Annotated in this window: 18 protein-coding genes; 4 read left to right on the top strand and 14 right to left on the bottom strand. The window is 61.2% G+C overall.

The features are described from left to right. Positions 1–3: 3 nt before the first annotated feature. The gene (locus A9K68_RS04090; RefSeq protein WP_065006539.1) at positions 4–3303 is read right to left on the bottom strand and encodes an adenylate/guanylate cyclase domain-containing protein; all 3300 of its coding nucleotides are present in this window, start codon (positions 3301–3303) and stop codon (positions 4–6) included. A gap of 241 nt (positions 3304–3544) precedes the next feature. On the opposite strand from A9K68_RS04090, the gene A9K68_RS04085 reads away from it, so the two are divergent. After that, positions 3545–5314, top strand: a complete 1770-nt coding sequence (locus A9K68_RS04085; RefSeq protein ID WP_065006538.1) for an adenylate/guanylate cyclase domain-containing protein — start codon at positions 3545–3547, stop codon at positions 5312–5314. A 208-nt stretch (positions 5315–5522) separates the two neighbouring features. Here A9K68_RS04085 and A9K68_RS04080 read toward each other — a convergent pair whose 3' ends face one another. The 4 genes from A9K68_RS04080 to A9K68_RS31540 form a co-directional block, all read right to left on the bottom strand. Further along, positions 5523–6908: a hypothetical protein gene (locus A9K68_RS04080; protein WP_065006537.1), complete on the bottom strand. Its 1386-nt coding sequence runs from the start codon at positions 6906–6908 to the stop codon at positions 5523–5525. Between the two features lie 210 nt (positions 6909–7118). After that, positions 7119–7643 carry a GNAT family N-acetyltransferase gene (locus A9K68_RS04075; protein ID WP_065006564.1) on the bottom strand — a complete coding sequence of 175 codons (525 nt, stop codon included), beginning with the start codon at positions 7641–7643 and terminating at the stop codon, positions 7119–7121. A gap of 75 nt (positions 7644–7718) precedes the next feature. Next, positions 7719–8132 carry a hypothetical protein gene (locus tag A9K68_RS31545; RefSeq protein WP_246811292.1) on the bottom strand — a complete coding sequence of 138 codons (414 nt, stop codon included), beginning with the start codon at positions 8130–8132 and terminating at the stop codon, positions 7719–7721. Continuing rightward, positions 8129–8539, bottom strand: a complete 411-nt coding sequence (locus A9K68_RS31540; RefSeq protein WP_246811291.1) for a hypothetical protein — start codon at positions 8537–8539, stop codon at positions 8129–8131. The genes A9K68_RS31545 and A9K68_RS31540 overlap by 4 nt, the downstream gene beginning before the upstream one ends. A gap of 206 nt (positions 8540–8745) precedes the next feature. Between A9K68_RS31540 and A9K68_RS04065 the strand changes: the two genes are divergently transcribed. After that, positions 8746–10161 (top strand): adenylate/guanylate cyclase domain-containing protein, encoded by a 1416-nt coding sequence (locus A9K68_RS04065; RefSeq protein ID WP_065006536.1) that lies wholly within the window; start codon positions 8746–8748, stop codon positions 10159–10161. 52 nt (positions 10162–10213) lie between these two features. On the opposite strand, the gene A9K68_RS04060 is transcribed toward A9K68_RS04065, so the two are convergent. From A9K68_RS04060 to A9K68_RS04025, 8 genes are all read right to left on the bottom strand, one after another. Then, entirely contained in the window at positions 10214–10693 is a 480-nt protein-coding gene (locus A9K68_RS04060) for a class I SAM-dependent methyltransferase (RefSeq protein WP_065006535.1), read from the bottom strand. Between the two features lie 211 nt (positions 10694–10904). Next, on the bottom strand, positions 10905–12086 hold the full coding sequence (locus A9K68_RS04055; RefSeq protein WP_065006534.1) for an ABC transporter permease: 1182 nt from the start codon (positions 12084–12086) through the stop codon (positions 10905–10907). Further along, positions 12083–13081 carry an ABC transporter permease gene (locus A9K68_RS04050; protein ID WP_065006533.1) on the bottom strand — a complete coding sequence of 333 codons (999 nt, stop codon included), beginning with the start codon at positions 13079–13081 and terminating at the stop codon, positions 12083–12085. The genes A9K68_RS04055 and A9K68_RS04050 overlap by 4 nt, the downstream gene beginning before the upstream one ends. Positions 13082–13083: 2 nt before the next feature. Next, positions 13084–14982 (bottom strand): ABC transporter substrate-binding protein, encoded by a 1899-nt coding sequence (locus A9K68_RS04045; protein ID WP_065006532.1) that lies wholly within the window; start codon positions 14980–14982, stop codon positions 13084–13086. After that, complete coding sequence (locus A9K68_RS04040; protein ID WP_065006531.1) at positions 14979–16874, bottom strand: ABC transporter ATP-binding protein; 1896 nt, start codon at positions 16872–16874, stop codon at positions 14979–14981. The genes A9K68_RS04045 and A9K68_RS04040 overlap by 4 nt, the downstream gene beginning before the upstream one ends. A 148-nt stretch (positions 16875–17022) precedes the next feature. Continuing rightward, positions 17023–18363: an adenylate/guanylate cyclase domain-containing protein gene (locus A9K68_RS04035; RefSeq protein WP_065006530.1), complete on the bottom strand. Its 1341-nt coding sequence runs from the start codon at positions 18361–18363 to the stop codon at positions 17023–17025. A 182-nt stretch (positions 18364–18545) separates the two neighbouring features. Then, entirely contained in the window at positions 18546–19889 is a 1344-nt protein-coding gene (locus A9K68_RS04030) for a nucleotide sugar dehydrogenase (protein ID WP_065006563.1), read from the bottom strand. Between the two features lie 111 nt (positions 19890–20000). Next, a complete protein-coding gene (locus A9K68_RS04025) occupies positions 20001–21161 on the bottom strand; it encodes a DUF3095 domain-containing protein (protein WP_065006562.1) in 1161 nt (386 codons plus the stop codon). 92 nt (positions 21162–21253) lie between these two features. On the opposite strand from A9K68_RS04025, the gene A9K68_RS04020 reads away from it, so the two are divergent. Both A9K68_RS04020 and A9K68_RS04015 read left to right on the top strand, forming a co-directional pair. After that, positions 21254–22342 (top strand): glycosyltransferase family 4 protein, encoded by a 1089-nt coding sequence (locus A9K68_RS04020; protein ID WP_065006529.1) that lies wholly within the window; start codon positions 21254–21256, stop codon positions 22340–22342. Continuing rightward, complete coding sequence (locus A9K68_RS04015) at positions 22339–23103, top strand: polysaccharide deacetylase family protein (protein WP_065006528.1); 765 nt, start codon at positions 22339–22341, stop codon at positions 23101–23103. Before A9K68_RS04020 ends, A9K68_RS04015 begins: the two co-directional genes overlap by 4 nt. Position 23104: 1 nt before the next feature. Here A9K68_RS04015 and A9K68_RS04010 read toward each other — a convergent pair whose 3' ends face one another. Further along, complete coding sequence (locus A9K68_RS04010; RefSeq protein ID WP_065006527.1) at positions 23105–23959, bottom strand: MBL fold metallo-hydrolase; 855 nt, start codon at positions 23957–23959, stop codon at positions 23105–23107. Between the last annotated feature and the right edge of the window lie 32 nt (positions 23960–23991).

The following is a 23991-nucleotide window of genomic DNA, read 5'->3' as shown; positions in this document are numbered from 1 at the left end:
CGGCTAATCGAGAAAAGGCAGCACCACAAGCGCTTCCGGGTCGAGCCCGTGCTGGGCGCATATGCCCTGCGCCAGGGAAAAGTAGCGTTCGGCCTCGGCCAGATTGTCGAGGTCGAGATTAAGCGTTGCCAGACCATCATAGCACGGAAACAGCAGTTGGGGCTCGCCCGTTTCGCGGGCTACGTCCAGTGCTTCGTGGAACAAGCCGACCGCCAGTTCCGGACGGCCGTGGCACTGGTGGATCTGCCCAAGCACGATCAACGGCACCGGCAGGTGCTCGCGCTGGTCGAGCGCCCGGTCGATCTCGATGGCCTTCTCGGCAGCAGGCACGCCCTCCGTTGGACAGCGATCCGTGAAAGTACAACAAGCGACCGCCAGATTGGCGAGGAGGCGCGCCTGGAAACCCAAGTCACCAATATGGCGCGCCACTTCAAGACCGCGCCGACAGACCTCCATTGCCTGTGCCGGATCGATGGTCGTGTAAAGCACGCCGAGATTGGTGTAGCCGCGGCAGGCCGCGCCCAGTAGACCGGCGGCTTCGGCCAATTCTATGCTATGCTCAACCTGACGCACGGCTTCACGGTTTCGCCCGAGGCGAGCCAACGCAACAGCCTTGGTATTAAGTGCCTCGGCGGTCACAAGAGTGGCATCACACTCTACCTCGGGGACATGCTCGGTTGTCAGAGAGCGCACGCAATCCAGCGCCGCGTCTGCCCATTTTGCCGCGAGAGCGTGATCTCCGCTACGGAACGCCTGTCGGCCACGTTCTTGCCAGAGATGCGCCTGCTCGATCGGGGCATCCGCTCCATCGAGAAGCGCTGCCGCTTCAGCATAGCGGGATTCTGCGTTGTCCCGCTGGCCGACGTCCCAGAGCAGCCGACCGATCTTACGCAAAACTCGCGCCGATGCCACACGATTGGCTGACTCGCGGTATGCCTGCAACACCGTCTCGTAGTGGTGGTGCGCGATCTCGCGGCGGCCTATCGGGCCGCTCAAATCGGCAATGCGCTCTGCAATTGCCAGTTTGAGCGGTGTTTGCCCGATCGCGCCCAACGCAGTCAGTGCTAGCTCGTAGAAACGAAGGGCGTCGTCGTTGGCGTGTATCATGCGAGCGCGATCGCCCGCCGCCTGCAGGTAATGCGCGCCCCTCTCCCGCTCGGCGCTCTGTGCGAAATGATGACCGAGCACGGTCAAATCCTCGAGCCGTTCCGGCTTGCCGCCGCACACTTGCTCCAAGGCAGCACCGACCCGCCCGTGGATGTCGGTCCGGCGTTGCAGGAGCATATTCTGGTAGATCACGTCCTGCAGCAATGTTTGCGTGAAGCGGTAGCTTTGCGACGAGACCGAGCCTGATCCGGCAACTTCCTCGATGATTTCCGCATCGCAAAGCAGTTCGCAGCCGGCTTCTAGCCGGCCGGGGTCGGCTGTCACGGCTTTCAGAAGTGTGACATCGAAGCGCGGGCCGATTACCGCGGCTTCCTGGGCCAGCCGGCGCACCTCTTGGGGCAGCCGGTCGACGCGAGCAAGCAACATTGCCTGGACGGTGGCGGGAATGCCGGTTGCGACTTCGCCTGCCACAGTCCGCCATCGCTGGCCCTCGCGCATCAGTACACCGCGATCGACAAGGCCGCGGACGATCTCCTCTACAAAAAGGGGGTTGCCGCCCGCGCGCTCAAGGATCTGGTCGAGAAGCCCTCCTGCGGAGTCTACCCAGCTCTCGCCGAAAAGCGCCGCCAGCAGGCTGCGTCCGTCATCATTGTTGAGCGGCGAAAGCCTGAGCGCTGTGTGACTGACCCGACTTGAGTCGAGCTGGCCGTTGTCCCGCGCCGGACGATGCGTGACCAGCAACATCAACCGCGTGCGTTCCAACCTGTCCATCACGAAACGTAGTGCCTCGAGCGACACGGCGTCGGCCCAGTGCAGGTCTTCGACGACAATCAACAGCGGCGACAGCGCAAGCCGCCGTTCGATGATTGTGCGGACTGCGTAGAGAATCTGCCGCCGCAGCTGCTCGGGCTCGACATGCTGCAAGGTGGCATCCGGGTCGCCAAGGCCGAGCACATGGTAGAGCAAAGGCATCAGTCGTTTCGCCTCCTCGCCCTGCAGGCCGAGATCGGTAAGCAAGCCTGCGAGCTTCCCCCGCACTTCGTCCCCACTGTCGTTTTGCATCATCCCGGCAGCGCTGCGCACCACTGCGCCCAAGGCGCCAAATGATTGTTCGCCCAGCGGTGAGCACGTGGCCAGCCGCACGGCGACGTTGCGAAAACGATCCTCGTCGCTGACGCGGGCGACGAACTCCTTCACCAGCCGCGATTTCCCGATACCGGCTTCTCCGACGAGGCGGACAAGTTGGGCCGAGCCGCTGCACGCCTGGTCAAGGCTCGCCATCATTCTATTGAGCTCCGCACCACGACCTATTATCGGCGCACTGAGGCCGAGCGCCTCAAGCCCACGCGCTGCACGCGGAGTCGCGAGCGGTGCATCCAGTCGATGGACGAGCACACTGCCAGCCTTGCCGCGAAACACGACATCACCGAGCGATTCGTAGGAGAAGGCATGCCGGGTCAGCCTGTGAGTGAGCTCGCCTACCAGCACCTCGCCCGGTGCGGCCAGCGATTGCAGGCGTTGCGCCGTATTCACTGTGTCGCCGGTCACCGAATAGGATTTGGCGGTGCCGATGCCCAATCCGCCAGTAACGACCGGACCAGTGTTTATGCCGATGTGGAGTAACAGAGGCGAGCCGGAGTGGGGGGTGCTTTCGCCGAGCCGCGCCGTCCGGGCGATCATGTCGAGAGCGGCGCGAAGCGCACGTTCCGGATCGTCCTCATGCGCGACTGGCGCACCGAACAAAGCGAGCAGTGCATCGCCGATGAATTTGTCGACGAAACCACCAAAGTTTCGCACGGCCGCCGTCAATTCCTTGAACAGTTGGTTCTGCAGCGCTTGCATGACCTCGGGGTCGAGCTGCTCGCTGAGCGTCGTGAAGCCGCAAAGGTCTGCGAACAGGACGGTTACCGTCCGTCGATCGGCGTCGGAGACGGGATGCAGCCCATCTTCGCTTTCGATGTTCGGAAGCAGCGACGGAGTTCGAGAAGGCGGCACAACGGTCCGGTTTGGTGTCGGAGCAGGCCGTTCAACGGCTTTTGCGGGCGCACCGACGCTTGCCCCACATTTCGGACAGAACTCGAAATCAGGTGCGCAGAGGTAGCCGCAACTGACGCATGGCACGGGCTGGCGCCTGCCACACCTCGGACAGAAGGCGTAACCGCCCTCAACCTCGAAACCGCAGCCCGAGCAGTCCATCGAACAAGACCTCACTAGAGGCCGTGACGCCGTGATCTCGCCACGCACTTCACGGCAGGCTATTAACAAGGATGCACCGATAGCCGTCGACCGGCAAGCGGCAGCGCAAATGGGCATCGAGCGATCCGCGTGGGTCCGGTGGCAGAGCGTTGCCGATTCGGGCGGCTGCGTGGCCGTCGTTTGCGAAAGTTCCCTCTTACCCTCCGTCTTCCTGCTATTGTGGAGATGAGGACACGGACCCATGAGCGAGAATCGTAAGCTAGTCGCAATCCTGGCTGCAGATGTGGTCGGATACAGCCGGCTCGCGAGCGCGGACGAAGATCGTACTTTGGCGAGGTTGCGGGCACTGCGCAGCGACCTGATCGATCCGACCATCGCAGTGCACCACGGGCGGGTGATCAAACGCACTGGGGATGGGACGCTGGTAGAGTTCCGCAGTGTGGTAGACGCCGTGCGCTGCGCCGTTGAGGTCCAGAATGGTATGGTTGAGCGCAATGCCGGCGTGCCGCAGGACCGCCGCATCGAGTTCAGGATCGGTATTCATTTGGCCGATGTGGTCGAAGAAAGCGACGGCGACCTGATGGGCGACGGCGTCAACATCGCCTCGCGTTTGGAGGGCGTCGCGGCGCCCGGCGCCATCTGCCTGTCCGAGGATGCCTATCGCCAGGTAAAGGCGAGGCTCGACCTCTCGGTCAGCGATCTCGGCAGCACACAGCTCAAGAACATCGCCGAGCCGATCCGGGTCTATTCCCTGCAAGTCGGCAGCGCCGGGACCCAGGCGGCCGCGACAACGGAAACCGCGCCGAGCCGGCCGCCGGCAGCGCCGCCAAAGCTGTCGATCGCCGTCTTGCCGTTCGCCAACATGAGCGGTGACGCCGAACAGGACTACTTCGCCGACGGCATCTCTGAAGATATCATCACGGCGCTGTCCAAACTGTCGCAGCTCTTCGTCATAGCACGCAATTCGTCGTTCACTTTCAAGGGCCAGAACGTCCATGTGCAGGAGGTGGGCACCAAGCTCGGCGTACGGCATGTACTTGAGGGCAGCGTACGCAAGTCGGGGAACCGGGTACGCATCACCGCGCAGCTCATCGATGCAACCACGGGCGGCCATCTTTGGGCGGAGCGGTTCGATCGCGACCTGACCGACATATTCGCCGTGCAGGACGACGTGACGCAGCAGATCGTCGATGCGCTGGCGCTCAATCTGACTGAGGGTGATCGTCAGCGGCTGGCGCCCGAGCACCCGCGCAACACGGAGGCATATGACTGTTTCCTGCGGGGCCGGGAGCTGTGGCACCGGCTGACGAAGGAGACTAACATCGCAGCCCGCGACCTCTTGCAACGTGCCATCGAACTGGACCCGATGTTTGCCTCTGCCCACGCTTTCCTCGCCCTCACGCACGGACTCGATTACCTGAACAGGTGGAGTGCGTCGCCGCCAGAATCGATGGCGCAAGCGGAAGAGGTCGCAACGCGAGCGGTAACGCTGGATGGCAGCGATCCCTGGGCGCACTGGGCGCTGGGCATAGCCAAGCTGTACTCACGACGGCACGATGGGGCCATCAACGAGGCCGAGCGTGCGATAGTCCTCAATCCGAACTTCGCTGAAGGGCACGTCGCCCTCGGCGAGGTGCTGTACTATTCGGGCAGATCCGAGGAAGCCCTCGAGAGTTTCGGCCGGGGGAAGGCTTTGAATCCATACTTTCCGGATGTGCTTCTGCACTTCCAGGCTTTGGCCTCGTTTCAACTAGGAAGGTACGAAGAGGCCGTTGACCTCTTGATGCAACGGCTGGCTCGCAACGCTGTCACCGACGTCTCGCGCGCACTTCTGGCCGCCAGCTACGGCCATCTGGGCCGTTTCGCCGAGGCCCGCGCGGCATGGCAGGAGGTGCTTCGCGTCAATCCAGACTATTCGCTGGAATACCGTCGCAAAGTCTTGCCCCACAAGAACCCTGCCGATTTCGAACACGTGGTGGATGGGCTCCGCAAGGCCGGTGACGTGCAATGAAAGGTGAGGCCTATGCGGCCGGATCAGACGCCAGAGGCTCACCGATAGATCGCCGTCGCTTGCGGTTGCGCACTAGAGGAATTCCAGGGAAAGTGCGTACCGTTTTCCGTCAGGAATTGCGTCAAACAAAGAGATAGAGCGGTTCTGCGTTTCCGTGAAACGTGAACCGCTCTAAAACATCAACCTAAAATAAGGCCTGAAGTGAGGCTCAGGTCGCCTTGATCTCTGCCTGGCCGATCTTGCGCCATCGGGCGTTTTCGCGAACCAGTTTCAGGCCGTCGGTCGTCTCGGCAAATGTCCGCAAACGGTATTGCCGGAGCAGGTCCGGGAAGAGCGCCCCTTCCGGCAGGCCGGCAAGCTGCTCGCGGACCGAGATCTTTTCATCGATGACCCGCATGCCCCAGGCATTTTCCCGAACCTGCAGCTCCGCAGCCAGATCGCGCTCTTCCGGCGCGCTTTCGTCCAGCACAGCCAGCAGGATCGAGTGGAAAAGCGCTACATAGCCAATCTGTCTCAGGCCGCCCACAACCCGCACGCGCGGCAATATGGCAAGGACGAGGAACATAAGGAACAAGTTCGGCAGCAGCACGCCGTCCAGCAGCGCCTGCTTGAGATGCGGTCGCTCGAACGGGATGGAAAGACCATGCGGCCTGTCAGGCTCGATCAGGTGCCCGTTCTCGAGGACGAGCTTTCGCACACGCTCCTCGCGGATGCCCCAGAAATAGGCCGTGGCATTGGGCAGGAATGTGCCAAATGGGCTCGATGCGGCCTCTTGCAAGGCACGTTCGAGACGCTGGCGCCTTGCGGGCTCAATGAGCAGCCTGGAAAGAAGGCTGCCGTCGTATTCTAGATGCCGCGCCATGGCAGCCGCGGCGAGCCGATCGTCGATGAAAACCGGCAGGGCCATGCCGGAACGATCCCAATCGGCGACCAGATCCTCGTTGAGGGCTGTCAGCGCATCGGCGGCGGTTCCAAACACCTTGTCCTGGCTGGCAAGCAGTGTGCCCAGCCAGCGGCTGGTATCCGTTTCGTCGCCCACCGCTTCGAGCGCGCGCTTGTTGAGCGTGACGGGACCGGCCACGCAGGCGCTTTTGCGGCACAGTTTGTGGCGCCCCATGCCAAACAGGTTGATCTTGTCGTCTCCGACATCGAGCCATCCCGGCCCCTCCCGGCCAATTGTCTCCATGGTCATCGTCGTTCCCATGAAGCCGAAGAAGGCCGACAGCCCGTTTTCGACCGCGCCGAGCCAGGCAAGCAGGAGGGCATCGAAGGTGGTCCGGTCCATCAGAAGCATGCAGTGCAGGCCGGACTGAATCACCGGTCTGTACTCGAACTCGTCGAGGGCCTTGCCGATCTCTTCAGGCTGCATGATCGCACCAAGGCGCTGATGCAGGACTTCGCGCAGGATCGAGCGGGCAGCGATCGCCGGGCTCGATGCAGGCCTTGCCACCGGCCGCCACAGATGGCGGGCGTAATCGGAAACCGGTGCATTCCAGTTCTGCTCGATGTCACGTGCGACTTCCGGGCAGAGCAGCGACAGCACAGCCAGAATTTCCACCGGAGGCGTAGTGGTTGGGTCAAAGACGGCGGTCATTGGTCCCGTCTAGCCGCTTGCGGTGCAAACGCCAAGGGAGACCAGACTTGCGGCCGGCCCACACATAGCCCACACACAGATTGTCAACTCGATCAAGATGGTGTGAGACGAAATTGACCGTATTCAACGGAGTTCTCCATGAGCAGCGCTGTCGCCAATTCGACACGAATTGTTAGATTGGCTAAACAGTTAAAGGCCAAACAGCGGCTCTCAGAACCGCAGCCGGGCCATGCTCAGGAGGTCGTGGTACTGCCCATCGGTAAAACCGGCCTTCACATGCCGGCCTTCGACCTCGAAGCCGTGGCTTGTGTAGAGGCGGACGGCCGGCTCGTTGTCGGCAAAGACGGTCAATTCGACCCGCTTCAGGGCGCGCCAGTTGTCGGCCACGTCAAGCAGCGCGCCAAGTATGGCAGAGCCGATACCCTTGCCGACATACGCATCGTCAAGTCCGATATTGATCTCGCCGATATGCGCACGGCGCGGCGAACTCTGCACGACCAGGCTGCCATGGCCGACGACCTTGCCGTCCAACTCGGCAACGATCCAAGTGGTTTCCTGGCCGGATTTGGCGATGCGCCGCTCCACCTGCTCCACCATCTCGAAGGGCATCCTCAGCGTGCCCCAGCGGAAGCCCGGCATGTTGAAGATAGCGCAAAGCGCCTCCGCATCGCTTGGCCGGACGGACCGGAGCTGCGGCTGGATTTTCTCTTGGGATGGCGAGGTCGTGCTGGTCATGGCGTTTTCCGGCGATGGCAATCGACCCGGCACGATGCACCGGACGTCACCTGAAAATCCAGCCGTCTCTGCAACCTATGATGCCGATTGCGAGCTAAAATACCGGGAGGCGGCGTAGAGTTTGAAGACGCCGCTGACGCCGATCCAGCCGAAAAGGGTGAGCCAGCACAATGTCCCGGTCGCCGTCCAGTCGATCCGGTGCACCGCAGCGTCGGTGATGACGATGCCAAGGATGGCAAGCAGGCCAATCAGGAACTGCGCCAAGCCGAGCACCAGCAGTTCCTCGCGCGGCGTGCTTCTCCAGACGAGATATATGCCGCCCGCACCGGCGAGGAAGATGGCGCTGTAGACCTGAGCGTGGAAGGCATCGATCGGCCATGGCCAGATGCTGCCGAATGTCAGGGGAAACAGCAACAGGCCGACGCCATAGAGCCCGAGGATCGACGATTCCACCGGCATGTAGCCTTGCCATGCGGGATTCAAGGTCACGCCTTTTGCAGAAGGACGGGCCCTGGCCCGCCACAGGAACAGCCCGGATACCGCGACCGAAGCAAGATAGACCAAAAACCAGAGCCAGGGCGCTTTGCGCCGGAAGTCGAAATAGCCGAGATGAACGAAACCACCGACACGATGACGGTGAAGATGAAGGCCATGACGAGCACGAGCCTGCCGGGCGACCAGCGATTCCAGACCACCAGCGCCGCCATCACGACCATTTCGGTGGTGTAGAAGCCGCCGAGGAAGCGGGCATTGAACGGCGTGACGGCCCAAAGCCAGCGCGGCTTGACCAGCACAGGCGCGAAAAACAGGCCGGCGCCTACGATCAGGACGATGATGACCACCCCAGAGAAAAGGCGCAGGGCCGCGGGAAATGGCGGGTTGTTGGATGTCGGCATGGAGAAAGCCCCAACGATGAATGGCCCCATGGACCATCATAGTGCCGCTTGCGGCCGGTGAAAATCCGCCGAATGGAAATTGAACTGTCACCAGGCTTGGCCATTCGAATGGCCGTACGGTCCGTTTCGAAGTAAGATGGAGCACTCGGACCAAAGACCTGGTCCGCCCAAGACGCCTCGAGGGCGCATTTTCCGGAGCCTGCACGATGAACGAATCTCAGGATCTGTTCTCGCTTCTGCGGCAATCGACCGATGTCGATCCACAGGCAATCGACGCGATCAAGCGAACCATCGCGGAGGGCAAGGACCGCGAACTTTGCCGCATCAATGCGCCAGCCTTCGCCAGCAAGCATGGCCTCGACGAGGAACGCGCCATAAGCGCCTTTCTCCATGCAGCGCGGGTGGGCATCTTCGACATTTCCTGGAATGTTCTGTGCCCCGGCTGTGGCGGCGTGCTCGACACCAACGCCACGCTGAAAACCCTGCAGAAGGACGAATACACCTGCGCGCTGTGCTCCGAGGGCTATTCGCCGACCCTTGACGAGATGGTCGAGGTGACATTCACGGTCAGTCCCCGCGTGCGCAGGATTGCCGCACACAATCCGCACGAACTGCCGGTTGTGGAATATTTCCGCCAGATCTACTGGGCGTCCGGCGTCGATCTGCCGGAAGAGGATTTCGCGAACAAGATGGAAGCGTTCTCGCTGGAGGATATCGAGCTTGCCCCCGGTGAAAAGGCGGTTCTGCCCATACAGCTTCCGTCGGAATTCATCATCGTCTTCGAGCCGGTCACCCATTCAGCGCAGTTCATCGACGGGAAGGGCGAACCAACAAAAGAGCGCCGAAGCCTCTCTTTGGTCTTCGACCGCGACCATGTCCAGAACCAGACGCTGGAGATGCAACCCGGCCCGTTGCGCATTTCGCTGGAAAACAGGACCGACACCCGCGTGCTGCCGACGGTCTTCATCGCCGGCCAGGTATTGCATGATTTCCTGGGCAAACGCCGGCCGTTCCTGACGGCCAAGCGCCTGCTCACCAACCAGACGTTCCGCGACCTCTATCGCACGGATACACTCGACATCGACCAGCGCCTGAAGATCACCAGCCTGACCTTCCTGTTCACCGACCTGCGCGGATCGACCGAGCTCTACGAGCGGGTGGGCGACCTTTCAGCCTTCGATCTCGTGCGCGAGCATTTCCAGGTTCTGCACGAGATCGTCGCGGCGGAGGCGGGCGCGGTGGTGAAGACGATCGGTGACGCGGTGATGGCGACCTTTGCGACGCCTGATCGTGCGATTGCTGCCGCCCTCAGGATGCGCGATGCCATGCGTGAGCTCAACGACAAAAGCGGGCGCGAGGATCTGCTGCTCAAGATCGGAGTCCATGCCGGCCCCTGCATCGCGGTGTCTATGAACGAGCGACAGGACTATTTCGGCCAGACGGTCAACATTGCTTCGCGGGTCCAGAACCTTGCGAACGCACAGGCGATCTTCGCCACTCGTGCGGTGGTCGGCGACAATCTCACCGCCGATCTGTTGCACAGGAACGCGCTGACGCCCGTACCCCACGAGGTCTCGCTGCGCGGCATTGAGCGGGAGATAGCAGTCTATACGATCCCCTGAAGACTCGGCCCTTGAAGACTTGGCCCCTGAAGATTTGGGTCGTCTCGGCCCCTCAGACGCGCCTGGAGACAAAATACCGATCGGGGGGCACCGAAGGCGGCGGCGGGAGGGGTTGCAACAGCGGGTGATCGAGCGGCGTGCCGCTGACCGCGATGCCACCGACGCGAAGCAGGCGCGCAATCAGATCGGGAAGCCAGGTAGAGGTCACTGCATCGCGATCGTCATAGCCGGTGCCGATGTCGGCATGAACAAGAGCCGCGTCGATGCCAATGAACCTTTTCGCCGTCTCGCGTATTTCGCCGAGCACGAGGTTTTCAGCTTCGGGAATTGAGCTGGCGTGTGCGCCAAGTTCGCGGTCGAACACCACGATCCGGCGTCCGGGCAGGCGCTCGCGCAGATGGTGGAACGTCCGGCCATTGCCGAGGCCGAGCTCGAGCACCAGCCCTTCCATCTTCGCCACCTCGGGGCAAACTTGATTGAGAATGTCGCGCTGTGCGGTCATCCTGCTGATGAAATTATCGAGGCGAGTCATATGCGTTTGTGTGTCCTGAACCAGCTCAAGAGATCGGCAATGCCCGCGACCAGAACGGTTCACGGGTAAAACCCGAGGGCGACATGTTAAACCCCGATCGCGTCTCGCCAGCTATAGGAGCGAACGATGAACACTGCAATAACCGAACAGGCTGCCGACAAGGATCATACCGGGTGGAGTCGGCGGCCCGGCGCGCGGCGGAATAGCGATCTCACTTGTAGGGGTCTGCGGCGTCCCGCAGCCCGTCGCCGAGGAAGTTGAACGCCAAGATGACGAGAATGACGGGGAGCATCGGCAAAAGCAGCCATGGATAGAACGCGATGACGCTGACGCTGCGCGCCTCGGTGAGCAGGATGCCCCAGCTGGTTATCGGCGCCCTCAGGCCGAGCCCGAGGAAGCTCAGCGCCGTCTCGCCCAGGATCATGCCGGGTATGGAGATCGTCGCCGTCGCGATCAGATGCGACATGAAGCCGGGAATGAGATGCCGCCCGATAATGCGGCTGCTTTTGGCGCCCATCAATTGCGCGGCCAGAACGTAATCCTCCTCGCGCAAGGCTAGAAGCTTTGAACGCACGGCCCGCGCCAGTCCGGTCCAGTCGAGCAGCCCGAGAATGACGGTGATGCCGAAATAGATCAGGATCGGACTCCAGGTTACCGGCATGATCGCCGCCAGAGCCAGCCATAGCGGAATGCTGGGGATCGATTGCAGAACTTCGATTATCCTTTGAACGATCAGGTCGAAGATACCGCCGTGATAGCCGGCCAGTCCGCCGATCACAATGCCGAGCAGGAAGCTGAAACTGATGCCGACGAGGCCGATTGTCAGTGAAATGCGTGCGCCATAGATGATGCGCGAGAGCACATCGCGCCCCAGCCTGTCAGTGCCGGCCAGAAAGAGCTGGCCGTTTTCGGCAGGGCAGACAAAATGCCTGTCACCTTCGATCAGGCCCCAGAACCGGTAACTGTCGCCCTTGCAGAAGAAACGGATCCGCTGAACATCATCCTGTTTCTCGATGTAGTTCCGCTTCAGCGTGTCCATATCCAGCTTCATCTGGCGGCCATAGACGAACGGCCCAACGAACTGGCCGTTGTGGAACAGGTGCACCCGCTGCGGCGGCGAATAGATGTAGTCCATGTTGCGTGTGTGCAGATCGTAGGGCGCCAGGAACTCGCAGATCAGTATCCCGAAATAAAGCGCTGCCAGGAACATGCCGGATATAACGGCAAGCCGGTGCTTTCGGAATTTCCACCACATCAGCCGCAACTGCGACGCCTGAAAGACCTTCGACTGCTCCGGCGTCATCGCCTCGACCGACTGCAGGTCAATGGGCGCGATGGAAACGTAGTGTTGCAGTGGAGCACCTGGAGCGGGCAGCGGCGAAAGCGTGTTCATTTGGTGCTGCCGCCCTGCAAACGAATTCGTGGATCAAGCAGCGCCAGCGCCAGGTCGGAAATCAGGACACCGATGACGGTCAGGAAGGCGAGAAACATCAGGAACGACCCTGCCAGATACATGTCCTGGCTTTGCAGCGCCTTGATCAGCATCGGCCCGGTCGTTTCCAAAGACAGCACGATCGCCGTGATTTCGGCGCCGGAAATGATGGCCGGCAGGATAGAGCCGATGTCGGAAATGAAGAAATTGAGGGCCATGCGCAGCGGATATTTGACCAGCGCCTTGAACGGATGAAGTCCTTTGGCGCGCGCGGTCACGACATATTGCTTGTGTAGCTCGTCGAGAAGATTGGCGCGCAGCCGCCTGATCATGCTTGCCGTGCCCCCGGTGCCGATGATCAAGACCGGAATCCAGAGATGGGCGAGGATCGACTTTGCCTTGGCCCAGCTCATCGGCTCGCCGAGATATTGCTGGTCCATGAGATGGCCGATGGATGTGCCGAACCAGATGTTGGCGAAATACATCAGGATCAGCGCCAGCATAAAGTTCGGAATGGCAATGCCGAGAAGGCCAAAGAAAGTCAGGCCGTAGTCGCCCCAGCTGTATTGATGCGTGGCGGAGTACATGCCAATCGGAAAGGCGATGAGCCAGGTGAAGATGATCGTGACGAAGGAAACCAGCACGGTCAGCCACATTCGGTCCCCGACGACGTCGCGAACCGGCATCTCATATTCGAAGGAATAGCCGAAATCGCCGCGTAGCATCCCGCCGACCCAGTAGAAGTAGCGAATGACCGGTGGCTGGTCGAAACCATAGTCCTTGCGCATCATCTCGATGCGATCGGAATCCACCGCTTCGCCCAGAGCCCGAAGCTCGGCAACATGGCTGTCGAAATAGTCGCCTGGTGGAAGTTCGATGATCGTGAACACCAGTGCCGATATGACCAGCAGCGTTGGAACCATTACGGCGATGCGCCAGACAAGATATCGAAGCACGCTCAGGACTCTCCAAGCCAGAATGTATCCGGCATGTAGACACCGAAATAGGCGGTCGGGTCATAGCCGTAGAGCGCCTTGTCAGGCAGATTGCGGAGCCGCGAGGACACCAGGACCGGCTGATGCGTTCCGTTAACGGTGCCGATCGAAAACACCTGATCGGTGTAGATCGACAGCATCGAATTCCAGATTTCGGCGCGCTCCGCGGCTTCGGTCGATGCGTTCCAGCGCTTGAGCAAAACCATCAGTTCGACCACAGGCGGAAGATCGGGCGCCTCACCGACCTTGCCGTGAGACAAGTAGTGAGCACCCCAGAGCGGCCATTGCAGCTGGTCGTCGATGGTGGGGGCCAGCTGGTACGGGTTCATGTCGGCGGTCGGCACGCCATTGTCGATGCCCGACCACACCGACATCATGATCTGGCCGCCAAGCGCGCGGCTGCGGAAGATGTCGCGCTGCGAAGTCCGGATGAACAGGGCGATCCCGATCTTGCGCCAGTGATCGGTGATGAGTTCGAGCGCGTCGGTTTCCAGCGTGCTTTCGCCGGCCGTTTCCACTATGATCTGCGCAGGGCGCCCATCGGGAAGTATCCGCAGGCCGTCATCGTCACGCGTCTGAAGCCCGACCTCGTCGAGCAAGGCATTGGCCTGGTCGGGATCATGGGCGACCCAGGCTTTCGCGAATTCCGGCCGGTAGAGCGGGCTCTCCGGCAGGACCGTATCGGCACTTTCCTGCGCCAGTCCGTAGAACACAGCCATATTGATCTCGCGCCTGTCGACAGCGAGCGAAAGTGCGCGGCGCACGCGCACGTCACGCAAAAGGCCACGCCACGTCCGGTCGGCACAATTCAGATTGGGCAGCAGCGCCAGGCGCGAACCCTGTGTGCGTTTCCAGAGATGCATCTTCACAGGGTAGCGCTTCTCCGCGTCCTTCAGGAAGGCGTAATCGCTGAAGTCAATCCCCATGCTTTGCAGGTCGCTCTCGCCCGCACCGGTCTTGGCGGAGATGATCGCCGACGAGCTGACATTCATGACGATCCGGTCGACATAGGGCAGTTGCCGGCCATTCTCGTCTATTCGATGAAAGAACGGGTTGCGCTCGAAGACGAATTGCTCGGCCGGCGGCTTGGTCCGGTTCCGCCAGGGATCGAGCGTCGGCAGTTCCGGGTTCTCCGGGCGATACTGCCGCGACATGCGGATGTGCAGGAGCGTCCATTTCTTGGCCCGGTTCTCCTTCATTAGGCCGGCGAGCCGGAATGGATCCTGGTATTTCTTGTGGAACTGCTTAAGATAGGCGGCCGGCAGAACAAGCGGCAGCGGCGAAGCAGCAGCAAGCTTGGGCAGGAAGTCGGGATTGGGCGCATCCCAACTATAGCGGACCGTCGACGGATCGACGATCTCGAAGCGTGGCGGCTTGCCGTCCGCCAGCAGGGCCGGGGCAAGCCCGCCTTGCGAAAGCTCATCGTTCAGCCAGACATCTTCCCAGCAATAGCGAAAATCCTCCGGCGTCAGCAGGCTACCGTCAGACCATTTATGCCCTTCCCGAATCTTGAAAGTGAAGACGCGATCATCCGCTACGTCGAAACTTTCGAGGATGTCGGGTTGCAACTTAAGCTTTTCGTCATAGCCGACCAGGCGAGCATACCCGTAGATCGTCATCATCCGGATATCTTTCTGGCTGCCGATGATCGTGCGCAGCGTGCCGCCATACTGGCCGGGCTGCCGGCCCATCGCGGCGAGGTTCAACGCGCGCGGGCTCTTGGGCAGGCGTTCGGCGAGTGCCGGCAGCGCCTTGGCCTTCAGCTGTGGCTGAAGAAATTCCGGCTCCAGATCGCCGGCGCGCGACGTGCCCGGCAGAAATGCCGAAGCCATAAATCCAAGGACGGTGCGTCGGCTGATCAATGGCGTAGCTCGCTGACATCGGCCGAACGTCGGGCCAGCACGAGGTGGCCGCCGCCAAGATCGAGCGGCGACAGCATATCCTCGTCGCCCTCGTCGCGGAATTGCGGTCCCCATGCGCTGGTGTCGGAAGCGCCGCTGAGCTGTAGCGTCTTGAAATCCATCGGCCTGTCGAGATCGGGGAAAGGTACTGCGGCAACCAGTGAGCGGGTGTAGGGGTGGACCGGTTTCCTAAGCAGGATTTCGCGCGGCGCGAGCTCGACGATACGCCCGCCGCACATCACCGCGATGCGGTCTGCCATGTAGTCCACCACCGCCAGATTGTGGGATATGAACAGGTAGGTCAGGCCCAGTTCCTTCTGCAGGTCCTTCAGAAGGTTCAGGATCTGCGCCTGGACAGAGACATCGAGTGCCGAAACCGGCTCGTCGCAGATCAGGAGTTCAGGCCCCAGCGCCAACGCGCGCGCGATGCCGATGCGCTGACGCTGCCCGCCGGAGAAACTGTGCGGATAACGCTTGATGAAGCGCGGATCGAGCCCGATTGCCTGCATCAGGCTCTTGACCGTGGCGAGTCGGGACGCGGCATTGCCACGTTGATGGATTTCCAGCGGCTCGCTCAAGATGTTCTCCACCGTCATGCGAGGTGAAAGCGACGAAACCGGATCCTGGAAGACCATCTGGATTTTCGCGCGCAGCATGCGCAGGGCGTCTCCCTCGGCTTCCAAGACGTCGATTGGTCCATCGCGGCCGTTGAAGATCACAGAGCCGCCGCTAGGGGTGACAGCCCGCATGAGGATCTTGCTGACGGTGGTTTTACCGGAGCCGCTTTCGCCGACCAGACCCAGGCACTCACCCCGCCTGATATCGAAGCTCACGCTGTCCACGGCGCGAACAGAGGTTTGATGACCCGCTCCGAACCATTCGGACTTGCGGGTGGTGAAGGTCTTTTTGAGATCCCTGACCGACAGCAGGACGTCGTCCGGCCCCTTCGACGCCGGCGCCGTCTGCTTGCCGAGCAGGTTCTCGACATTCACCGGCACCTCGCGGAGCGCTTTTAGCCTTTCGCCAGGCTTCAGATCGAAATGCGGAACGGCTGCCATCAGGCCCTTCAGGTAAGGGTGACCTGGCCGGCGGAATATCGCCTCGACAGGTCCCGCTTCCATGATCTCGCCATGGTAGATGACCACCACCTCGTCGGCGACATTGGCGACCACGCCGAGGTCGTGCGTGATCAGTAGCATCGCCATGTTCAGCTTGGTCTGAAGGCCGCGCAGCAATTGCAGGATTTGCGCCTGGATGGTGACGTCCAACGCCGTCGTCGGCTCGTCGGCGATCAACAAGGCGGGCCGGCAGATAAGCGCCATCGCGATCATGGCGCGTTGACGCAATCCTCCCGAAAGTTCAAAGGGATACATGTCATAGGCGCGCTTGGGATTGGGAAAACCGACAAGGCCGAGCATTTCCTCGGTCCGCGCCTTGCGCTCCGCTCGAGCCATGGGCGTATGAATCTGCAGGGATTCGCTGACCTGGTTGCCGATCGTGTGCAGCGGCGACAGCGATGTCATCGGCTCCTGAAAGATCTTGCCGATACGGCTGCCTCTCAACGCCCGGATATCGGGTCCGTCACGCGGCATCTGCAGGATATCCTGCGTCGTGCCGGGCTTTTCAGGATCGGAAAACAGGATACGGCCGCGAACATGGGCTGTGTTCGGCAAAATGCCCATCACTGCCTGGCTGATAACCGATTTTCCGGAACCGGACTCGCCCACAAGCGCGGTAACCTTGCCGGGGAGGACGCGAAGATTTGCACGCCTGACGGCATGCAACGGTCCCCCGATAATGGCAAAAGAGATGCCAACGTCCTCGATCCGCAGCAGATCAACGCCCGAATTCATTCTCACACCAGCCCCACTCTGGCAGGTCCAAAAGGCGAGACTAGCGCATTGCCAGCCTAGAGCAACTTGGATTCGAAACAATCGCCAGTTCCCTGGCGGAACGTCGACCGGACTGCATACCAAAGGCGTTCGGATCAGATCGGGGCGGTTACTGGAGCTTCCTCGGGGCGCCCGCCGACAGCCGCGCTGCATCGCGATGAAGCATCATGACCTGCTCGGCGTCGGACATTCGGTCGTAAATCGGCTCCAGCGTGCCGTCCTCATCGAGTGCGAGAGCACCCGACAGATCGGGTGAAAGCACCGTCAGCTTCTGTTTGATACCGGCCAGTCCCTCCTTGCCGAGCGTCAGCCAGCTGTTGGCGCCGCAATAGCCGGCGAAGTCCTTACTGGCGAGAATGCTGTGCGGATATTTCTTGGTCAGGGTCTGGAGGCGCTGGACCTCGTTTACAGCCGAGCCGAAGACAGAGAATGTTAGCCGGTCGGTAAGTCCGACATTGCCGAACATCACATTGCCGACATGCAGGCCGATGCCAAATTTTATCTCGCCCAATCCCTGCTCCTTTCTGCGCAGATTGAGATCCATCATGCGAGCGGTGGCCTTGTGCGTTGCCGCAAGAGCAGCCTGGCAGGCGGTCTCGGACTGCGCACGGTGCCTTTCACAAGGGAAGACGGCAATAAAGCCATCACCTATGAAACTCATGATCTGTCCGCCTCTGCGATTGAAAGGTGCAGCAATGGCATCGAAAAACTGGTTCAGCGTATCGATGTAGATTTCGCGGCCGGCAGTTTCTGCAAGCCTTGTCGACCCGCGCATATCGGCCATGACCAGTGCGGCCCGGATTGTATCGCCCTCGCCGCGCTTGATCTGGCCGTCCAGCACGCGCCTGCCGGCGTCGCCGCCGAGATAAGTGGTCATCATGTTGTCGGCCAGCTTGGTGAGCACCGCCATCTTGGTTGCGATAGCGAGATGGTTCTGGATGCGCAGCAGCGCTGAAATCATGCTGTCGCTGAAGCCTGAAGCGCTGTCGGTGGACCAGGACCCGATCATGCCCTGACTGGTATTGCCGTTGAAGGGATGGACGAAAGCCATGTAATCGGTCACGCCCATAAGCCTGAGTTCATCGAAAATAGGAAATTCCGACGGCACCGACGGGTCGAGCCGGCGCCTCAGATGGTCGAGCTTATTGCTGAGCAGATGGTAGTACGGGCTGGTCAGGAACCTGTCAGAATGAACGCCGTCCTCTTTGCGGAAGCCTTCCACTTCCATGCCCTGGCCACGAAGCCAGGTGAAGCCAAGCGCGTCATAAAGCGGATGAAGCATCGAAAAGCTCAAATGCACCCGCTTCAGCGGCAGGCCGGCAGCAGCCAGCCGTTCACAAAAACCCTTTACCAATGTTTCCAGGTCGTCGCCCGCCAGCGCCGATTGGGTCAGCCAATCGGCAACCTTATCCATGAGAATGGTGGAAATTTCTGCTTGCGCTGTGCTCATGCTATCTCGAGACCCGTCGAAGACGAGCCATTCTCCTTTTTAATGACCCAAAGATAAAACCCTCGAAGTCAATAGTGCCCTTTGGCGGCAAAAGCCGGCGAAGGGCATTATGTGGCGAGGCTGCCGGCGGAGTGCAATCATGATCCTGCCATCAGTTAAAAAATTCGCCGGCTCAGACGCCGTCAGGCCTTCACCACAGTCTCTCGGGCTAGCCCGAGGCGGCCAAAAACATTGCGTGTGTCGACGATCAGAAGAGCGTGATCAGCGATCGCCTGATAGTCGATCGCGTCGTGGTCGGTTGCAACGACGACAGCGTCGAAATCCTTCAAGGCCGCCTCGGTCAATTCGACCGAGCGTCGCCCCTTGATCGCCATATGCTCCCGTGTGGTCGGGATCTCGGTAACGTGCGGATCGTGGAATTCCGCCTTGCCGCCCCATTCCTCGATGAGTTCAATGAGCCGCAATGAGGGGCTTTCGCGGATGTCGGGCACATTCTTCTTATAGGCTAACCCGATGATGAGAATGCGCGAGCGGCTGAGCGCCTTGCCGCAGCGCCGGTCCAGCGCCTTCGCCAGTTCATCGACCACATGACGCGGCATGGCCGTGTTGATCTCTGCCGCCAGCTCGATAAAGCGGGTCGGCAGTTCGTATTCGCGCGCCTTCCACGTCAAGTAGAAGGGATCGATTGGAACGCAGTGCCCGCCAAGTCCGGGGCCAGGATAGAAAGGCATGTAGCCGAAGGGCTTGCTCTTCGCCGCCTCGATCACCTCCCAGATGTCGATGCCCATCGCACCGAGCACGACCTTCAACTCGTTGACCAGGGCGATGTTGACCGAGCGGAAGATGTTTTCCGTCAGCTTGACCGCCTCGGCGGTCGCCGTGGTGGAAACCGGAACGACGGTCTTGACCACGCCCTGGTAGAAAGCCTGCACGAGCGTCCCCGCTTCAATGCCGTCGCCTGCCACGACCTTGGGGATCGTCGCGACTTCAAAGCTGCGGTTGCCGGGATCCTCGCGTTCGGGCGAGAAGCCGAGGAAGAAGTCTATCCTCGACTGCAAGCCGGTTTCTTCCAGTATGGGCTTGATCACGTCGTCGGTGGTGCCGGGATAGGTGGTCGATTCCAGCACGATCAGTTGGCCGAGACGCAGATGCTTCGCGATAGTGCCTGCCGTGTTCCTGACAAAGGACAGGTCCGGCTCACGGTTTTTCGTCAGCGGTGTCGGAACGCAGATGATGATGACATCGCAGACGGCCAGTTCGGCAAAATCCGCAGTGGCGCGGAACCGTCCGCTCGCCACCTGGCCGGCAAGGGCTGTCGATGTCACCGCCTCAATGTAGGATTGGCCGTTGTTCAGGTTCTCGACCTTCTGGGCTTCGATGTCGAAGCCGGAAACCGGGAAGCCGGCGCGTGCGATCGCAACCGCCAGCGGCAACCCGACATAGCCCAGTCCAATCACGCCGACTTGCGCGGCGCGCGTCGAAATCCGGTTCAGAAGACGGTCATATGTCGATCGTGAGGCGTCCAAAAATCTGCTTTCCGTCAATTCGGACAGGCCGTCCGCTCCCATGGCGAGGCTCACCTGGTTCGCCAAGAACCCCGAGGCATATTGCGGAAAATCGATTTCCGCAAGCCGTCGTCAGACCGGCACCTTCGCCTTCAGGCTTGCGGCGGCCATCGCATAGCCGCCGGCGGCGCCATCGATGAAATGAACGTGGTCGCGCTGCAGCGGCGAGGCGACTAGGCATGTCATCAAGGCCGATTTCTGGCGGTGCAGGCCATAGTTGCAGATGCCCGCCTCTTCCGCCTGTTTCAGCCGGTTCTCGATCCGTTGCAACACATCCGCGTCAACGTCGATGGTCATCTTCAAGCCGTCGTCGAACTTCCGGAAATCCGAATTGCTGGCCACGTCGCGTTTGTAGACCTTCGGATCGAAACTGCCGATCGTCCAGCCATACCTGTCGGTGACAGCCGTAAGCGTCATCAGAAACAATATCCACAGCTTCGACAGCCATCGCCATCCTGGCGGCGCCATGGCCCGCGCCTCGATATCGAGGCCGGCGGGCGGAAAACTGAAGCCCGGCCCGTTCACCGGCACCGGGTGGCCATCGCGTTCCTGCCTGCCGGCAAGGGCGATGATGTCGGAAGCCAGAAACTGAAAACCGCGCAAGTCGCGCGACGCTCCTGGTACGGCTATGATCGAGACGATTTCGCCATGCCGGGCTTCGATCGGGTCCCAGCGGCAGGAGAGGCCGGTCAGATCCGGCCGCGCGCCGGCTGGCGCAGGATCGATGCGGTAGCGCCCCGCTTTCATCTCGGCTTCCGCCCAACTGCCGCCACCGCCGGCGAACATGGCATAGAAGACCGCTTCGGAGGCCCGGAACCTCGCCACGCGAACGTCGAGGCCTTGTGCTCTTATATCCTTTATCGGCACGATTGCGGCACGCAAGGTCAGGTCCAGCTCGTCCGCCACCCATCTCTGGACAACCGCCAGCGCGTTGCGGGTGATCTCCAGAGCCGAGCCGGGAAACGCCACGAGCGCGCCGTCGCCGCCGAAGACAAAGGGAAGATCTTGCCGACCCAGCGCATTGAGCAGCGCCGAAATGACGCTGGCGCCAGCCATATTGACGGTTTTATAGCGCCCAGCCCCGATCGCCTTGGTCGAGCCGACGATGTCGGCGGTGGCCAGCGCCCAGCCATCCGGGAGAGGCTGATAGTTATCGATATCGGCAACGCTTTCGAACTTTGCGAAGACCGGCAAAGAAGCGACAAACGGGTCGGACGCGGCAGCTGTTTCCATGAGCATCAGATAGCACATTCCACTGCTTGAAGGTGAAGTCGATCATGCTTCGAAATTGACTTGCGCAGGTTTTCCGATGATAGGGTCCGGCGATGCGAATTGCCTTCTACGCGCCGCTGAAGTCGCCCAATCATCCCGTTGCCTCCGGCGACCGCCAGATGGCACGGATGCTGGTCAAGGCGCTGGAGCATGGAGGGCATAGCGTCGAACTAGCATCCGAATTGCGCTTCTATCTACGCGAACCGGAGTCGAAAAGTTTCGCTGCGCTCAAGATCGAGGCCCGAGAGGAAGCCGCGCGGCTGACAAGGCTTTGGGATCGTGACGGCAAGCCCGATCTCTGGTTCTCCTATCATCCCTATTACAAGGCGCCCGACCTGATCGGACCCGAGCTGGCGTCGGCCTTTGCTATCCCCTATGTGACAGCGGAAGCCTCCTATTCGAGGCGGCGCAACGTCGGTTTGTGGGGCGATACGCAAGCGTTGGTGGCGCGAGCCGTCGAACAGGCAGCGCTGAACATCTGCTTCACGCAAAGGGACCGTCATGGACTGACAGATGCGATTCCCGACGCCGCTCTCGGTATGCTTTCGCCCTTCATCGACACATCGGAATTCCGGGAAATGCCGGCAAGGGGTTGTGCGACGCGCCTCGTTACCGTCGCCATGATGCGCCCGGGCGACAAAGTCGAAAGCTATCGCATGCTGGCGCAGGCGCTCGGTCCGATCGGCCACCTGCCCTGGACCATGTCGGTGGTCGGGGATGGGCCTGCCCGTGACGAGATCAAAGCGCAGTTCTCCGGCTTGCCCGCCGACCGTATCGAATGGCTTGGCGCGATTGAGCCAGCCGCCGTGCCGGACGTCCTCTACGGTGGGGGAATTTACGTCTGGCCGGGTTACGGCGAGGCCTATGGTGTTGCCTATCTTGAAGCCCAGGCCGCCGGTCTTCCGGTGGTGGCTCAGGACATCGCCGGCGTGCCGGAGGTCGTGCGGGATGGCCAGACCGGGTTTCTCACCCCGGCGGGCGATGTGGCGGCGTTCGCTTCTGCCATTGAAAGGCTTCTGGCCCGTAACGACGAAAGAACCATCATGGCCGCGGAAGCCAGACGTTTCATCCTCGAAGAACGCTCCCTCGGTGTTGCAGCGGCGCGTCTGGGCGAACTTCTTGCGAGGATCCCGGTTTCATGACATCCGATCAGATCTGGCAGCCCTTGGTGGAAGAACTGGCGTGCCGGCAACGGGCGGACCGTAAGGCAGAGTTCTGGCTGCGTGACGACGACGCCGTGGAGCCGACGCCGGCGCTTGATCGGCTGCTCGACCTCACCGGTGAATTCGCGGTTCCGGTCACTCTGGCCGTCATTCCGGCCCTGACTGGTGAGAAGCTTGTCGCTCGGCTTGACGAGGCGCCGCATGCCACGGTCGCCATCCATGGTTGGACGCACCGAAATCATGCGCCCGAGGACCAGAAAAAGCAGGAACTCGGCGCGCATCGGCGACGCGAGGCGGTGCTCGATGATCTGGCTCGCGGGCTGTCGCACGTAACCGGCCTGCACGGCGCACGTGCCGTTCCGATGCTGGTGCCACCCTGGAACAGGATCGACGCCGGCTTGGTATCCGACCTTGGATCGATAGGATTTGCGGCATTGTCGGTCTATGGGCCGCCGAAGCCGGCTTCACTGGCGGTCATCAACAGCAATGTCGACATCATGGATTGGCATGGCACCCGCGGCTGCCGCGATCATGGCTCATTGGTTCAGGCTATCATCGCGCAATTGCAGCGTGCATTCGACGGCGGCGAACCGGTCGGCCTGCTCACCCACCATCTCGTACATGATGAATCGGCCTGGCTTTTCCTCGAACGGCTGTTCACAGTCACAGCACAGACTGAAGCCTGCGCATGGCTTCCGATCAGGACACTGATCGGGCGCAGCGCCGGTAGAGGAAAATAGCTCAGCGCTTTTTGTGCAGTGAGACTGGAAATGTGAGCGTCTGGCCATCCCGCGCGGCAAAAGCGCCGGTAAACCTGTCTTTGGCCAGTTTCTCGATCTCGTCCAGTTCCTCGTCGGTGCGGGTCGGATCGTGGTGAAACAGCGCAAGCCCGCGCGCACCGGCCGCCTCACAGAGCTTGGCGCCTTGTTGCCATGTCGAGTGCCCGTAACCGCGGCGGCGTTCCATTTCCTCCTCGGTGTAGGTGCAATCGTAAATGACGAGGTCGGCATCTTCGATCAGGCCGAGCACCGCCTGATCGAGTTTGTCCGGCTCGTGCTCAGTGTCTGTTATCACCGCCACGACGCGGCCGCCCCATTCGACCCGGTAGCCTATGCAACCGCCTGGATGGGTAAGACTGCCGGTTCGGACCACCACGCCTTTGCGCGGCCGAAGCACGTCTCCGGATACGAAATCGCGATAGTCGAGCCTTGCCTTGCAGAACTCCAGTTTCATCGGAAACCACGGCGGCCGCATGAACTTATCGACCATCTGCCGGGTCGTCATGTGTCCTGCAAGATGCCCGGACCAAAGCGTTACCTTCACGCTCCGGTCATAAATCGGCGCAAAAGACGGCAACCCGATGATGTGATCGTAATGGCAATGGGTGAAAAGCAGGTCGAAATCGGTCGCGCCCGACGCCTGAAGCGCCCCACCGGCAGGCCGTAGGCCAGAGCCCGCGTCGAACAGAAGCGTATGCTCACCGCATCGCATCTCAATGCAGATTGTGTTGCCGCCATAGCGAGAGAATTCTGGCCCCGATACCGAAATGCTGCCGCGAACGCCCCAAAACCTGACCAGTAAAACGTCGTCGTCCATACTACCCCTTCGCAGTCCCCCGTCGCCCATCG

It is taken from the genome of Mesorhizobium sp. AA22, from assembly GCF_001672375.2.
Lineage (GTDB): Bacteria > Pseudomonadota > Alphaproteobacteria > Rhizobiales > Rhizobiaceae > Mesorhizobium > Mesorhizobium wenxiniae.
The sequence above is the reverse complement of the archived record's forward strand: the minus strand, read 5'-3'. Positions and strand labels throughout refer to the sequence as shown.